This is a genomic window from Oceanomicrobium pacificus (genome assembly GCF_009833495.1).
In the GTDB taxonomy this organism is placed as follows: domain Bacteria; phylum Pseudomonadota; class Alphaproteobacteria; order Rhodobacterales; family Rhodobacteraceae; genus Oceanomicrobium; species Oceanomicrobium pacificus.
Genome location: NZ_WUWG01000001.1, coordinates 460,459 through 475,571 on the forward strand (window position 1 = coordinate 460,459; position 15,113 = coordinate 475,571).

The window sequence follows — 15,113 nt, forward strand, 5'->3', positions numbered from 1 at the left end:
AAAATTTTCGAAACGAAAGATTTCATCCCAATAAATCGGCAATCCCACCAATGTTTGGGACATGCTCTGCGCAGTCATGCGGCATTGTCGGGTCACCTGAACCCAGACTGCCCCGGAGACCCGCATGCACCCCGAAGCCGCTACCACATCCGACGCCCGCCCGCTCCTGAGCCGCATCCAGTCCGGCGTGATCGGCGAAGGCCGGATGCTCGACGGACCCTTCGGGCCGGTGCCTCTCACCTATGCCGACTATACCGCGTCCGGCCGCGCGCTCGACATGATCGAGGATCACATCCGCGACGCGGTGCTGCCGCTCTATGCCAACACCCATTCGGAGGCGTCCCGCTGCGGTGCGGCGACCACGCGGCTGCGTGAAAGCGCCCGCGCCGAGATTGCGCGGATCGTCAATGCCGGGCCGCGCGACGCGGTGATTTTCACGGGCGCCGGCGCGACGGCTGCCGTCAACCGGCTGGTCGCCCTGTCGGGCCTGCGCGAAATGCTGGCCCGCGGACGCCGCGTGACCGTCTTCATCGGACCCTACGAGCATCACTCGAACATCCTGCCGTGGCGCGAATCGGGCGCAGAGGTTGTCGAGATTGCCGAATTGCCATCGGGCGGGCTCGATCAGGCGGCCTTGACCGCCGCACTTCTCGACCACAGCGACGCGGACCTGAAGATCGGCAGCTTTTCTGCGGCGTCCAACGTGACCGGCGTTCTCGAAGAGGTCGATGCCGTGACCCGCATCCTGAAGGCACACGGCGCCCTGTCCTTCTGGGATTATGCGGCCGGTGCACCCTATCTGGAGATCGACATGAACCCGCCGGGGGCGGAAAAGGATGCCGTCTTCCTGTCGCCGCACAAGTTCGTCGGCGGCCCGGGCGCATCGGGCCTTCTGGTCGTGAAATCGGCCATTGCCCGGTCGCTGAAGCCCACCGCACCGGGCGGCGGCACGGTGACCTATGTCTCGCCCTGGGCGCATGACTATTCCAAGTCGCTCGAAGTGCGCGAGGAAGCCGGCACGCCCAACATCCTCGGTGATATCCGGGCAGCGCTGGCGCTTGGCCTGAAAGACCGGATCGGGCAGGCCGCGATCGACCGGCGCGAGGCGCAGTTGATGGCGCGGGCCAATGCGGTCTGGCAGCAGAATGCGCGGCTGGAGATTTTCGGCAGTGGCTACGCACACCGGCTGCCGATCTACTCGTTCCGCGTGCGTGACGGGGCCGGTGGCCATGTGCATCACCAGCTTTTCACCCGCATGCTGAGCGACCGCTACGGCATTCAGGTGCGCAGCGGCTGCGCCTGCGCCGGACCGTATGCGCATACGCTTCTCAGGCTCGGTCAGGATGTGTCCGAAGATATCCGCCGTGCCATCATGACCGGGGCAGAAGACCGCAAGCCCGGCTGGGTGCGGCTGAACCTCAGCTACGCGATGAGCGATGCCGCCGCCGAGCGCGTCATTGCAGCCGTGAACGAGTTGAGCCGCATCGCGCCCGCGCTTGCCGATGAGTACCGGTTCGACCCGCGCACGGCACGCTGGTCACATCGTGCCGAGCCGCTGCGTGCGGATACCGGATTTGCCGAAGGGTTTTTTGCCAGCCTCGGCTGATCAGACGAACTTGCGGAACATCTTGGTCTGGTCGAACAGGTCCTCGAGCCGTTTGACCCGGTCGCGGCTGTCATCCCAGAGCCGGTTCTGGACCGCGGCGATGAGCGTCTCCACGACGGTCATCGTCACCACCGAACTGTCCCAGGCGGATGGTGCTTCGATGCGGATGTTGAACGAAAATTCGGCATGCCGCGCGGCAGGTGACCCCCACTGGTCGGTCAGAAGGATGATGCGCACGCCCTGTGCCTGCGCCATTTCCGCCAGTTTCAGGATGTCATGTTCGTAGCGGCGCACATCGAACATCACCAGCACATCGCCGGGCTGCATGTTCAGCACATAATGCGGCCAGGCGTTCGAGTTGCTCGCGACCAGCGTCACGCCGGGACGGATCACCTGCATATGGGTGAAGAAATAATCCGCCAGCGCGCGTGAGATGCGCCCGCCCACCACGTGAACGGCATGGGCTTCTTCGGCAAGCAGGTCGGCGGCCGCGTCGAACATCTTCGGGTCGAGCTGGGCCAGCGTCTGGCGCATGTTGGCCATCACCGCATCGGCAAACCGGTTGAGGATATGCGCGTCGGGCACATCCGTGGCCCAGCGGTCATGTTTCGCGATCGGATTGGAAATCGCCGCTTCCAGTTCCTGCCGCAACCGGGCCTGAAACTCCGGAAAGCCGGAACATCCGAGTTTCTTGACCATCCGCGCGACCGTCGGCGTGGACACTTTGGCATTGTCGGCCACGGTCGTGATGCTGCCGAGGCCGGAGACGGGATAGTTATCCAGAAGCGAATGGGCGAGCTGTTTTTCCGCCCGCGTCAGCGTCGGCATGAGGCTGCGGATCGCTTCCGATATGGTCTGTTCGCTGGCAATCTGGTCGCCTGTCACGGGTTCGCCTTCGCGTGGTTTCACCCCAGAAGCGTCGACCCGAAGTGCACGGATGTCAAATATTTTTCACTTGCCTGAAAAATGTAATGAAAGTTTCAGAAACCAATTGACACCGGCACCCCGGCTGAAGAAACCTGCGGGCGAAAGGGACAGCATGCGCGGAATGGACAGCCAGAAAGCGAACCACGGCCTGCTCGGTCGCGGGGACCCGCCACCGGTGCAGATCGTGCGCCAGACGGGGCGCGCGCCGGTCCTGCTCGTCTGCGAACATGCGGGCCGCAAGATCCCGGCCGCGCTGGGCGATCTGGGCCTGTCGGCCGAAGCCCGGATGAGCCATGTGGCCTGGGACCCGGGCGCGATGGCGCTGGCACAGGACCTGTCGGCCATGCTCGACGCGCCCCTCGTCGCACAGAGCTATTCGCGGCTCGTCTATGACTGCAACCGGCCGCCCGAGTCGCCCGAGGCGATGCGGGCACATAGCGAAATCCATGCCGTGCCCGGCAATGCACATCTTGGCGCCGAGGACCGCGAGGCGCGGATTGCCGAGGTGTACCGTCCGTTCGAGGCCGCGGTCGGCGCCGCCGCCGAACGGATCGCCGCCGCCCACAAGACCCCGCTTCTTGTCACCGTGCACAGTTTCACACCGGTCTATGACGGCGCGCCGCGCGAGGTCGAGATCGGCATCCTCCATGATGCGGACAGCCGTGCAGCGGACCTGATGCTGGCCCATGACTGGCAGGGCCGGATCGTGCGCCGCAACGCGCCCTACGGACCGGAAGACGGCGTGACCCATACGCTCCTGCGCCACGCGCTGCCGCGCCGCCTGCCCAACGTGATGCTGGAGGTCCGCAACGACCTCTTGGGCGATGCCGATGCGGTTTATGCCATGGCCGGGCTGATCGCGCCTGCGCTCGCCGCCGCGCAAGCGGCCCTCACTGCCACAGCTGCCGCCAAGGCGCCGCCGACGCGTCAGGACAGCCCGTCACCGGAGCCTGGAAATGCCTGAGTGGATCAAGAGCTATGTCCGCGTGGCCGAGCGCGTGAACCGCGCCGTGGGCCGGGCCGCGATGTATCTGATCTTCGTGATGATGGGCATCCTGCTCTACTCCTCGATCTCCAAGACCTTCTTCGTCCCCTCGCTCTGGACGCTGGAGATGGCGCAGTTCACCATGGTCGCCTACTACATTCTCGGCGGCCCCTATTCGCTGCAGCTTGGCAGCAATGTGCGGATGGACCTGCTCTATGGCAGCTGGTCGGACCGGACCAAGGCCTGGGCGGATGCGATCACCATCCTGTGCCTGATCTTCTATCTTGTCGTGCTGCTCTATGGCGGCCTGACCTCGACCGCCTATGCGCTTGAATATGGCGAGCGCAGCTATTCGGCATGGCGGCCCTACATGGCGCCCATCAAGATCGTGATGTGTGTCGGAATATTCCTGATGATCCTGCAGGCGTTCGCCGTCTTCTTCCGGGACATCGCCAAGATCCGCGGAGACGAGATCTGATGTCCTACGAGATGATCGCCCTTCTGATGTTCGCATCGATGATGCTGATGATGATGACCGGCCAGCGGGTCTTTGCCGCGATCGGGTTCGTCGGCACCGGCGCGGCGCTCCTGCTCTGGGGCACCGGTGGCGGGGATATTCCCTTCACCGCCGCGATGAAGCTGATGAAATGGTATCCGCTGCTGACGCTGCCGCTCTTCATCTATATGGGCTACATCCTGTCGGAGAGCCGGATTGCCGACGATCTCTACAAGATGTTCCATGTCTGGATGGGGCCGCTCAACGGCGGTCTGGCGATCGGGACGATCGGGCTGATGGTGCTGATCTCGGCCATGAACGGCCTGTCGGTGGCGGGCATGGCGATCGGCGCCACCATTGCGCTGCCCGAGCTTCTGCGCCGCGGCTATGACAAGCGGATGGTGACCGGCGTCATACAGGCGGGCTCGTCACTCGGCATCCTCGTGCCACCGTCCGTCGTGCTGGTCCTTTATGCAATGATCGCGCGCCAGCCGGTCGGCCAGCTCTGGCTCGCGGGCGTCTTCCCGGGCCTGATGATGGCGACGCTCTTCATCCTCTATATCGTGATCCGCTGCCGCATCCAGCCGGAGCTTGGCCCCGCCCTGCCGCCCGAGGAACGCAATGTGCCTCTGTCGGAGAAGCTGCGCCTGCTGCGCGCGGGCCTTCTGCCGATCATCATCTTCGCCTCGATGATGGTGCCCTTCGTCAACGGCTGGACCTCGCTGGTGGAAAGCTCGGCCATCGGGGCGCTGACCGCGACCATCGCGGCCATCGTCAAGCGCCGCCTGACGCGGGAGGTGTTCGAGACCACCGTCCGCCAGACGCTCGCGATATCCTGCATGTTCATGTGGATTATCCTTGCTGCGCTCTGTTTCGGCGCCGTCTTCGACGGGCTGGGTGCGGTGCGCGCGATCGAGGGCTTCTTCCTCGACCGGCTCGGACTCGGCCCGTGGGAAGTGCTGATCCTGATGCAGCTGAGCTACCTGATCATGGGCACCTTCCTCGATGATACGGCGATGCTGGTGATCGTGGCCCCGCTCTATGTGCCGCTTGTCGGCGCGCTCGGCTTTGATCTGATCTGGTATGGCGTGCTCTACACGATCACCTGCCAGATTGCCTACATGACCCCGCCATTTGGCTATAACCTCTTCCTGATGCGCGCCATGGCGCCGTCGGAAGTGAGTTTGGGCGACATCTACCGGTCCATCGTGCCTTTCGTGCTGGTGATGCTGCTCGGGCTGGTGCTGGTCACCGTCTTTCCGCAGATCGCGCTCTGGCTGCCGGAGACCGTCTATGGAAAATAAGAGGCAGCCCGGCACGGACCGGAGCCGCCCGACAAGGAGGATCGACGCAATCCCCGGGGGCGACCCCACCCAACAAGGAGAGTAAAAATGACCAACAGACGTCAATTCCTGAAAACCGCCGGGATCGCCGGCGCCGCCACGCTGGCCGCTCCGGCGGTGCACAGCCAGTCCGTCATCAAGTGGCGCATGCAGACCTATGCCGGCCCGGCGCTGGCCGAGCATGTGGTCAAGCCCGCCATCGACAGCTTCAACAAGGTCGCCGAAGGGCAGATGGAAATCGAGCTCTACTATGCCGACCAGCTGGTGCCGACGGGCGAACTGTTCCGCGCCATGCAGCGCGGCACGATCGACGCGGTGCAGTCCGATGATGACAGCATGGCCTCGCCGACCGAAGTGACCGTGTTCGGCGGCTATTTCCCCTTCGCCAGCCGCTACTCGCTCGACGTGCCGGTGCTCTTCAACCAGTGGGGTCTGGGCGAGATCTGGGACGAGGAATATTCCAAGGTCGGTGTGAAGCACCTGTCAGCCGGCGCATGGGATCCGTGCCACTTCGCCACCAAGGACCCGATCAACTCGCTGGAGGACCTGAAGGGCAAGCGCGTCTTCACCTTCCCGACCGCGGGCCGGTTCCTCAGCCAGTTCGGCGTGGTGCCTGTCACCCTGCCGTGGGAAGATATCGAGGTGGCCGTGCAGACGGGCGAGCTTGACGGCATCGCCTGGTCGGGGATCACCGAGGATTACACGGTCGGCTGGGCCGACGTGACCAACTACTTCCTCACCAACAACATCTCCGGCGCATGGTGCGGCTCCTTCTTCGCCAACATGGACCGGTACGAGGAGCTTCCCGAGCATCTGAAGGAACTGCTCAAGCTGACCATGGACAGCTCGCACTATTACCGCCAGCACTGGTACTGGGGTGGCGAGGCAAAACTGCGCACCGAAGGCACCAAGATGGAACTGACCACTATCCCCGACGAGGAATGGGCACAGGTCGAATCGGCTGCCAAAGTGTTCTGGGACGAGATCGCCGCGGAAAGCGAAACCAAAGCGAAGATCGTGCAGATCCTGAAGGACTACAACGCCTCGATGGAAAAAGCCGGCCGCCCGTACCGCTACTCCTGACGGGCAGCCTTGCACCCCCACGTCTGCGATGGCGGGGGCGCGAAGGCACCACAGCAACCGGAGGTCCGGCCTTGGCCGGGCCTCCGCACCGAACGGTTCCGATGCGGGACCCATACCGACCCTGACAAGCGAGACAATCCATGACCGGCACCCTGACTCTGGACACGTTGAAAGCGGCCGCAGCCGCGGGCGAGATCGATACGGTGCTCGTCTGCCAGGTCGACATGCAGGGCCGGCTGATGGGCAAGCGGTTCCACGTGCAGAACTTCCTCGATACGGGCCACGAGGAAACCCACAGCTGCAACTATCTGCTTGCCACCGACCTGCCGATGGAAACCGTGCAGGGCTACAAGTCCACCAGCTGGGAATCGGGCTATGGCGACTATGTGATGAAGCCCGACCTGTCCACGCTGCGCCGCCTGCCATGGCTGGACGGCACGGCCATGGTCCTGTGCGACATGCTCGACCATCACAGCCACCAGCCGGTGCCCCATTCGCCGCGCCAGATGCTGAAGCGTCAGATCGCGCGGCTCGCCGACATGGGCATGAAACCCATGATGGCGACCGAGCTTGAATTCTACCTGTTCCGCGAAAGCTTCGAGCAACTGTTCGACAACGGCTATCGCGACATGACGCCGCTCAGCATGTTCAATCAGGATTACGCGATCCACCTGACCACACGCGAAGATGCCGTGATGCGCGACATCCGCAACGGGCTTTTCGGCGCCGGTATCCCGGTGGAAAACTCCAAAGGCGAAGCCTATGCCGGGCAGGAGGAAATCAACATCCGCTATGCCGCCGCGCTCGATACGGCGGACTTCCATACGATCGTCAAGACCGCCTGCAAGGACATTGCGTGGCAGCATGGTCGCGCCGTCACCTTCATGGCGAAATATGACACCGAGGTCGCCGGCTCTTCGAGCCATGTGCACCAGTCGCTCTGGTCCGACGACGGGCGCACGCCGCTGTTCCATGACCCGGACGGCCGGTTCGGCATGTCGAAACTGATGGAACATTATGTGGCGGGCCTGCTGAAACATGCGGCCGCCAACACATGGTTCCTCGCGCCCTATGCCAACAGCTACAAGCGCTTCACCACTGGCCTTTTCGCGCCGACCAAGGCGATCTGGTCGAACGACAACCGCACTGCTGGCTTCCGCCTCTGCGGGGAGAATTCCAAGGCGATCCGCATCGAATGCCGGATCGGCGGCGCCGATCTGAACCCCTATCTGGCGCTGGCCACCCAGCTGGCCGCCGGGATCGACGGGATCGAGCAGGAATTGGCGCTTGAAGAGCCCCATTCGGGCGACGCATATGAAGCACGGGACGTGCGCGAGATTCCCGGCACCCTGCGGGATGCCACCGTCGCGTTGGACCGGTCCGACATGTTGCGCGCCGCTTTCGGCGACGATGTGATCGACCATTATGTCCATGCGGCGCGCTGGGAACAGGCAGAGACCGACCGCACGGTCACGGATTGGGACCGGCTGCGCGGCTTTGACCGCGGCTGACCCCGACCGACATTAATTAAAGACCGCCGTCTGCCTGCACATGTCAGGCATCCGGCCCATCCAGGACTGTCACCATGACCAAGACCATCACCTGCATTTCTCCCGTTGACGGCAGCGTCTTTGCCGAACGGCCCGCCTTGCCCTTCGACGAGGCCGCCGCCGCGATTGCGGATTGCCGCGCCGCCCAGAAAGAATGGGCCGCCCGCCCGCTGGCCGACCGTGTCGCGCTCGTGAACAAGGGCGTCGCGCGGCTGGTCGAGATGACCGATGAGGCCGTGCCTGAAATTGCCCGCATGATGGGCCGCCCGGTCCGCTATGGCGGCGAGTTCGGCGGCGTTGTCGAGCGTGCCGACTATATGGGCGAGATCGCGGCCGAGGCGCTCGCCCCCATCGTGATCGAGAAGAGCGACCAGTTCGAGCGCCGGATCATCCGCGAACCGCATGGCGTGGTCTTCGTGGTGGCGCCGTGGAACTACCCCTATCTCACCGCGATCAACACCGTCGCACCGGCGCTCATTGCGGGCAATGTGGTCGTCATCAAACATGCCAGCCAGACGCTTCTGGCGGGCGAGCGAATGGTGCAGGCCTTTACCGAAGCCGGCGTGCCGGAAGATGTGTTCATCAACCTCTTCCTCGACCATGAGACCACGTCTGCGCTGATCGGCGCACGGGCTTTCGACTTCATCAACTTCACCGGCTCTGTCGGTGGCGGTCAGGCGATGGAGCGCGCGGCGGCAGGCACCTTCACCCCGCTCGGGCTGGAGCTTGGCGGCAAGGACCCGGCCTATGTGATGGAGGATGCCGATCTCGACGCGGCCGTGGCCACGCTCGTGGATGCCGGCATGTACAATTCCGGCCAGTGCTGCTGCGGGATCGAGCGGATCTATGTCCACGAGTCGCTCTATGACGCATTCGTCGAGAAGGCCGTGGCCACCGTGTCTGACTACAAGCTTGGCAATCCGCTCGACGAGGCAACGACGCTCGGCCCGATGGCCCACAAGCGGTTCGCGGCCGAGGTGCGCGCGCAGGTGGCCGAAGCCGTGGCTGATGGCGCAACGGCGATGATCGACCCCGCGCTTTTCCCCGAAGATGATGGCGGTGCCTATCTGATGCCGCAGGTCCTGACCGGCGTGACCCATGACATGCGGGTCATGCGCGACGAGAGCTTCGGCCCGGTTTTCGGCATCATGAAAGTGTCGAACGATGACGAGGCACTGGAGCTGATGAACGACTGCCAATACGGGCTGACCGCGTCGCTCTGGACGCAGGATGCCGCGCGCGCCGCCGCGATCGGCGCACAGATCGAGACCGGCACCGTCTTCATGAACCGCGCCGACTATCTCGACCCTGCGCTCTGCTGGACCGGTTGCAAGGATACCGGCCGCGGCGGCTCGCTGTCGGTCATCGGGTTCCAGAACCTCACCCGTCCGAAATCCTATCACCTGAAGAAAGTCACCGCATGAATCTGGTCGGAAACTGGTCCTATCCCACCGCCATCCGCTTCGGCGCGGGGCGGATCAAGGAACTGGGCGATGCCTGCAAGGCCGCAGGCATCTCCAACCCGCTCTTTGTCACCGACAGGGGGCTTGCGAGCCTTCCGGTCACCGCCACCGCGCTCGACATTCTCGACGCGGCAGGCCTTGGGCGTGCGCTCTTCTCCGAGGTCGACCCGAACCCGAACGAGAAGAACCTCGCCGCCGGTGTCGCCGCCTTCAAGGCGGGCGGGCATGACGGCGTCGTGGCTTTCGGCGGCGGCTCGGGGCTCGACCTTGGGAAAGCGGTCGCCTTCATGGCCGGCCAGACCCGCCCGGTCTGGGATTTCGAGGATGTGGACGACTGGTGGACGCGCGCGAATGCTGACGCGATTGCCCCGATTATCGCTGTGCCGACCACGGCGGGGACCGGCTCGGAAGTGGGGCGCGCCAGCGTCATCACCAATTCCGAAACCCATGTGAAGAAGATCATCTTCCACCCCAAATTCCTGCCCACCATCGTCATCGCCGACCCCGAACTGACGGTCGGCATGCCGAAGGCGATCACCGCAGGCACGGGCATGGACGCGTTTGCCCATTGTCTGGAAGCCTTCTCTTCCCCCATCTACCATCCGATGAGCCAGGGCATCGCGCTTGAGGGGATGCGGCTCGTGAAGGAGAACCTGTCCCGCGCCTTCGCCGACGGGACAGACCTGGAGGCGCGCGCCCACATGATGAGCGCAGCCGCGATGGGCGCCGTGGCATTCCAGAAGGGGCTGGGTGCGGTGCACGCGCTCTCGCATCCCGTGGGTGCGGTCTACAACACCCATCACGGCACGACCAATGCCGTCGTCATTCCGCCGGTGCTGCGCTTCAACCGGCCCGCGATCGAGGACCGGATTGCGCAGGCTGCAGCCTATCTGGGCATCGCGGGCGGGTTTGACGGGTTCTACGACTATGTCGTGGCGCTGAATGCGGAGCTTGGCATTCCGGACCGGCTCGCCGCGCTCGGCGTGGGCACCGACCGGATCGACGAAATGGCCGCCATGGCCATCGAGGACCCGAGCGCCGGCGGCAACCCGGTCGAGCTGACGCTCGACGCGGCGCGCGACCTGTTCAAGGCGTCGATCTGACCGACATGCGCCGGGGCCGTTCAGGCCCCGGCCAGTTTCAGGTCGGGCGCACCGGCCGCACCCAGCCGTGTCACGGCCTCATGCTGCGACAGGAAGACCTGCCCGCTCAGATGTGACAGGAAATCCGTCCGCTCCAGCCGGTCCATCACCGGGCCCTTGACCTCCGACAGGTGCAGGCGGATGCCGGCATCCTGCAAACGGTGGTCGATCATCTCGAGGCTCTCGAGCGCGGAACTGTCGATGAAGTTCACCGCCGAACACATGAGCACCACGTCGCGCAACGCGGGGTCGGCCGCGGCGGCATCGTTGACCAGATCCTCCAGATAGCGCGCATTCGGGAAATAGAGGCTTTCGTCGACGCGGATCGACAGCAGGCCCGGCACGGTCTCCACCTTGTGACGCGCCACATTGCGGAAATGCTCGGTCCCCGGCACCCGGCCAACCACGGCGTGATGCGGGCGCGAGGTGCGCCAGAGATAGAGGATCAGCGACAGGACCACGCCCGCCAGAATGCCCGCCTCGACCCCGATCCCGAGCGTCAGGAGGATCGTCGCAAGCATGGCCGAGAAATCGGCCTTGGAATAGACCCACGTCCGCTTGAGCGCTCCGAGGTCGACGAGCGTCAGCACCGCCACGATGATGGTGGCCGCGAGCGTCGCCTTCGGCAGGAAGAAGAGGAGCGGCGTCAGGAACAGCGTCGCGAGCGCCATGCCTACGGCCGCGAAAGCCCCAGCAGCGGGCGTCTGCGCGCCGGCGTCGAAATTGACCACCGAGCGGGAAAAGCCGCCAGTGACCGGAAACCCGCCCGACAGGGCCGAGCCGATGTTGGACGCCCCGAGCGCCACCAGTTCCTGATCGGGATCGATCCGCTGGCGCCGCTTTGCGGCGAGCGTCTGGGCCACGGAGACGCTTTCCACATAGCCCACGACCGAGATCAGGAGCGCCGGCACCGCAAGATCGCGCCAGAGCGCCACATCGAGCGGCGGCAGGGCCGGGGTCGGCAGGCCGGACGGCACGTCGCCCACAATCGCCACGCCGCGCGCATCGAGCCCCAGCATCCAGACAAGCCCGGTCGTCACGATCACCGCCAGCACCGGACCGGCCTTGGCCAGTCCGCCGGCCATCGCGTCAGACAGGCCGAACCGCATCAGGAGCGGTTTCAGCGCACCGCGCACCCAGACAAGGAACAGCACGGCCCCGCCGCCGATGGCGAGTGTCGGCAGGTTGATGTCGCCGAGATGCGCGATCAGGTCGCCGCCCAGTTCGATCAGGGAATGGCCGTGGGCAGAGATGCCCATGATATGGGCCAGCTGGCTCGCCGCGATCAGCAGACCGGAGGCAGAGATGAAGCCCGAGATGACCGGGTGGCTGAGGAAGTTTGCCAGAAAGCCCAGCCGCAACATGCCCATCACCGCGAGCATCAGGCCCGAAAGAGCCGCCAGCGCAATGGCCGCGCCCAGATATTCGGGCGTGCCGGTGGCCACGAGGTTGCCGACCGCCGCCGCTGTCATCAGCGACACGACCGCGACCGGCCCCACGGCCAGCGTCCGCGAGGTGCCGAAGATGGCATAGAGCAGGAGCGGCGCGATCGAGGCATAGAGCCCGACTTCCGCGGGCAGACCCGCGAGCAGCGCATAGGCCAGCGATTGCGGGATCAGCATGATCGTAACGATGAGCGCGGCCATCGCGTCCTGCGCGAAGGCGGGCCGGTTGTAGCCCGGCGCCCAGTCGAGGATGGGAAAGAAACGGCGCATGATAGGCTCCTCAGCGCAAAGCGGGGGCGGTCCGGCGCCGCGTGAACGGGCGCCGGCCGGAATATCTTGGTCTGTCAGGGGCGGGCCGCGCGAGGGGCGCAGCCCGGTCTCAGCGGCTCAGCCGGCGGCCTGCGCGGCCAGCATGGGCTGCATGCCGCTCAGGTCGTAGCCGGCTTTCGCGGCGCGGTCGACGATCTCGCCCGCCTCGCGGGTCGGGGCTTCGGCCAGCGCCCAGAGCGTGGCCGAGCGCGTGCCCGACCGGCAATAGGCGAGGATCGGACCGGATGCGCCCTTGATCACGTCGCGCAGTGCCGCCACCTCGGCCGGGCCCATCTGTCCGGGCACGATCGGGATATAGTGGTAGGCAAGGCCGGCACGTTCGGCCGCCGCTGCCATGTCCGCGCTTTGCAGACCGTCAGGCACTTCGCCGTCGGGGCGGTTGTTCACCAGCGTGGTGAAGCCCGTCTGGGCCACATGCGACACCTCTTCCGCCGCGATCTGCGGAGCGACGCTGAACGTCTCGGTCAGGGATTTCACAAGCATGGGGATTCCTTTCTCAGACAGGGGCTTCGAGCCGGGACTTGACCGGCACCGCCGCGACCATACCGGCGATCATCGCCACGAGGAAGAGGGCGCCGTTCCAGCCGCCGTAGCTCAGCGAGGCCATGGCCGGTCCGGGGCACAGGCCCGCCAGACCCCAGCCCATCCCGAAGAGGAAGGACCCGAGGGTCAGGTTGCGCCCGAGTTTAGGATCGGGCATCGCCGGGATGGGTGTCCCGAGCACGGCCGTTTCGCGTTTCGCGGCGAAGCGCCAGGCGAAAAACATCGGGATGATCGCCCCGCCCAGCACGAAGGCCAGCGTCGGGTCCCAGTTGCCAAAAATGTCGAGCCAGCCCTGCACCTTGGTCGTGTCGGTCATGCCCGACACCATCAGGCCGAGGCCGAACAGGCCGCCGGAAAATGCGGAAATCAACAGGCGCATCAGATCACCTCCAGAACATGGCGGAAGGCCAGAACGGTCAGGCCGCCGCCGAGCAGATAGAAAACGGTCGCGACGATGCCGCGCAGCGACAGGCGCGAGATCCCGCAGACCCCGTGGCCCGAGGTGCAGCCGTTGGCGAGGCGCGTGCCGATGCCGACGAGCAGGCCCGCCGCGATGATGACCGCGACATTGCTTGTCAGATGCGTGTCGGGCTGACCGGTGAAAAGCGTCACCGCCGCCGGCACCGCGACGAGCGCGCCGATAAAGGCCGCCCGCTCGGTCCAGTTGCCGCGGCCGGTGCCGTCCACAAGGCCGCCGAGCAGCCCGCTCGCGCCCATGATCCGCCCGTTGAAGAGCAGGAAGGTGGCCGCGGCGGCGCCGATCATCAGGCCGCCGATCAGGCCGTAAATCCAGTCGATCTCGATCATGTCAAAGTCCGTTCACAGGCAGTTTCAGGTAGGAGGTGCCGTTCTCTTCCGGTTCGGGCATCTGGCCCGCGCGCATGTTCACCTGCAACGAGGGAATGATGAGTTTCGGCATGCCCAGTTGGGCGTCCCGCGCGGTGCGCATCTTGACGAACTCGTCCTTGTCGCGGGCCTGCCCGACATGGACATTCGCGGCCTTCTGCGCGCCCACGGTGGTTTCCCATGCATAATCGTCGCGGCCCGGCGCCTTGTAGTCGTGGCCGACGAAGATCCGGGTCTCGTCCGGCAGGGCGAGGATCTTCTGGATCGAATCGTAGAGCATCTCTGCCGAGCCGCCGGGGAAATCGGCGCGTGCCGTCCCGAAGTCGGGCATGAAGAGCGTATCGCCCACGAAAGCGGCATCCTCGATCACATAGGTCAGGCAGGCCGGTGTATGGCCCGGCGTGTGCAGGACCGCACCTTCAAGCCCACCGATCGTGAACGTGTCGCCCTCGACAAAAAGCTGGTCGAACTGCGAGCCGTCGCGCTGGAATTCCGTGCCCTCGTTGAAGATCTTGCCGAACGTGTCCTGCACGACGGTGATCTTCTCGCCGATGCCGATCTTGCCCCCCAGCCGCTCCTGCAGATAGGGCGCGGCCGACAGGTGGTCGGCATGGACGTGGCTCTCCAGGATCCAGTCGACGGTGAGACCCTTCTCTTTCACATAGGCGACGATTTCGTCCGCCGAGGCCGTGTCGGTCCGGCCCGAAGCGTGGTCAAAGTCGAGAACCGAGTCGATGATCGCGCAGGACGTGCTTTCAGGGTCCTTCACGACAAAGGAAACGGTGTTGGTAGCCTCATCGAAAAAGGCGGTAACTTCAGGTGCCATGTCACTCTCCATGGGTTGTCTGTCCCGATCCAATATGGTCATAGATAGAAATATTGCAATATATAAATTTGCAGAATATGCTCGGCACAACGCGGGCATTGAAAATCATAGCGAAATCTCTATGTGATGTCCCGATGACGGGCGCCGGTCGCCCCAGAGGCGCATGTGTGCGCCACAGGAAAGGAAGGCATCCGATGCGCGATTCTGCTGCGCTCGACATTCAGGACAAGGCTCCGGCCATGGCCGCGCAAGCGGCGGAGGCGGCCGAATTCATCAAGACGCTCGGGCATGAGGGGCGGCTGATGCTTCTGTGTCTGCTTTCGCAAGGCGAGCGCACCGTGTCGGAACTGGAGGCCGAGACCGGCGCGCGCCAGGCCATCGTGTCCCAGCATCTGGCGCGGCTGCGGCAGGAGGGCTTCGTCTCCACCCGCCGCGACGGGCGGCAGATCTTCTACAGCCTTGCCGATCCGCGCGTGGCCAAACTGATCTCCACGCTTTACGAAATCTTCTGCGATCCGGCATGACCGC

Annotated in this window: 15 protein-coding genes; 9 read left to right on the plus strand and 6 right to left on the minus strand. The window is 64.9% G+C overall.

What is annotated here, in order from left to right:
* Positions 1-124 precede the first annotated feature (124 nt).
* Positions 125-1,606, plus strand: a complete 1,482-nt coding sequence (locus GSH16_RS02375; protein ID WP_160851482.1) for an aminotransferase class V-fold PLP-dependent enzyme — start codon at positions 125-127, stop codon at positions 1,604-1,606.
* Here GSH16_RS02375 and GSH16_RS02380 read toward each other — a convergent pair whose 3' ends face one another.
* A complete protein-coding gene (locus tag GSH16_RS02380) occupies positions 1,607-2,491 on the minus strand; it encodes a MurR/RpiR family transcriptional regulator (protein WP_328803137.1) in 885 nt (294 codons plus the stop codon).
* 163 nt (positions 2,492-2,654) lie between these two features.
* Here GSH16_RS02380 and GSH16_RS02385 point away from each other — a divergent pair, with 163 nt between their 5' ends.
* From GSH16_RS02385 to GSH16_RS02415, 7 genes are all read left to right on the plus strand, one after another.
* Positions 2,655-3,497, plus strand: a complete 843-nt coding sequence (locus GSH16_RS02385) for an N-formylglutamate amidohydrolase (protein ID WP_160851484.1) — start codon at positions 2,655-2,657, stop codon at positions 3,495-3,497.
* The gene (locus GSH16_RS02390; protein ID WP_160851486.1) at positions 3,490-3,996 is read left to right on the plus strand and encodes a TRAP transporter small permease subunit; all 507 of its coding nucleotides are present in this window, start codon (positions 3,490-3,492) and stop codon (positions 3,994-3,996) included. Before GSH16_RS02385 ends, GSH16_RS02390 begins: the two co-directional genes overlap by 8 nt.
* Positions 3,996-5,318, plus strand: coding sequence for a TRAP transporter large permease (locus GSH16_RS02395; protein ID WP_160851488.1), 1,323 nt, complete (start codon positions 3,996-3,998; stop codon positions 5,316-5,318). The genes GSH16_RS02390 and GSH16_RS02395 overlap by 1 nt, the downstream gene beginning before the upstream one ends.
* Before the next feature lie 87 nt (positions 5,319-5,405).
* A complete protein-coding gene (locus GSH16_RS02400) occupies positions 5,406-6,440 on the plus strand; it encodes a TRAP transporter substrate-binding protein (RefSeq protein WP_160851490.1) in 1,035 nt (344 codons plus the stop codon).
* A gap of 140 nt (positions 6,441-6,580) precedes the next feature.
* A complete protein-coding gene (locus tag GSH16_RS02405; protein ID WP_160851492.1) occupies positions 6,581-7,951 on the plus strand; it encodes a glutamine synthetase family protein in 1,371 nt (456 codons plus the stop codon).
* Between the two features lie 74 nt (positions 7,952-8,025).
* A complete protein-coding gene (locus tag GSH16_RS02410) occupies positions 8,026-9,414 on the plus strand; it encodes an aldehyde dehydrogenase family protein (protein ID WP_160851494.1) in 1,389 nt (462 codons plus the stop codon).
* Positions 9,411-10,556 carry an iron-containing alcohol dehydrogenase gene (locus GSH16_RS02415; protein ID WP_160851495.1) on the plus strand — a complete coding sequence of 382 codons (1,146 nt, stop codon included), beginning with the start codon at positions 9,411-9,413 and terminating at the stop codon, positions 10,554-10,556. The genes GSH16_RS02410 and GSH16_RS02415 overlap by 4 nt, the downstream gene beginning before the upstream one ends.
* Positions 10,557-10,576: 20 nt before the next feature.
* On the opposite strand, the gene GSH16_RS02420 is transcribed toward GSH16_RS02415, so the two are convergent.
* The 5 genes from GSH16_RS02420 to GSH16_RS02440 all read right to left on the minus strand — a co-directional run bounded on the left by GSH16_RS02420 (position 10,577) and on the right by GSH16_RS02440 (position 14,585).
* The gene (locus GSH16_RS02420) at positions 10,577-12,310 is read right to left on the minus strand and encodes a SulP family inorganic anion transporter (RefSeq protein ID WP_160851497.1); all 1,734 of its coding nucleotides are present in this window, start codon (positions 12,308-12,310) and stop codon (positions 10,577-10,579) included.
* 117 nt (positions 12,311-12,427) lie between these two features.
* A complete protein-coding gene (locus GSH16_RS02425) occupies positions 12,428-12,853 on the minus strand; it encodes a TIGR01244 family sulfur transferase (RefSeq protein ID WP_160851499.1) in 426 nt (141 codons plus the stop codon).
* Positions 12,854-12,866: 13 nt separating this feature from the next.
* Positions 12,867-13,292, minus strand: a complete 426-nt coding sequence (locus GSH16_RS02430) for a DUF6691 family protein (protein WP_160851501.1) — start codon at positions 13,290-13,292, stop codon at positions 12,867-12,869.
* Complete coding sequence (locus GSH16_RS02435) at positions 13,292-13,717, minus strand: YeeE/YedE family protein (protein ID WP_160852939.1); 426 nt, start codon at positions 13,715-13,717, stop codon at positions 13,292-13,294. Before GSH16_RS02435 ends, GSH16_RS02430 begins: the two co-directional genes overlap by 1 nt.
* A gap of 4 nt (positions 13,718-13,721) precedes the next feature.
* Positions 13,722-14,585 carry an MBL fold metallo-hydrolase gene (locus GSH16_RS02440; protein ID WP_160851503.1) on the minus strand — a complete coding sequence of 288 codons (864 nt, stop codon included), beginning with the start codon at positions 14,583-14,585 and terminating at the stop codon, positions 13,722-13,724.
* Between the two features lie 194 nt (positions 14,586-14,779).
* Between GSH16_RS02440 and GSH16_RS02445 the strand changes: the two genes are divergently transcribed.
* The gene (locus GSH16_RS02445) at positions 14,780-15,109 is read left to right on the plus strand and encodes an ArsR/SmtB family transcription factor (protein ID WP_160851504.1); all 330 of its coding nucleotides are present in this window, start codon (positions 14,780-14,782) and stop codon (positions 15,107-15,109) included.
* Positions 15,110-15,113 lie beyond the last annotated feature (4 nt).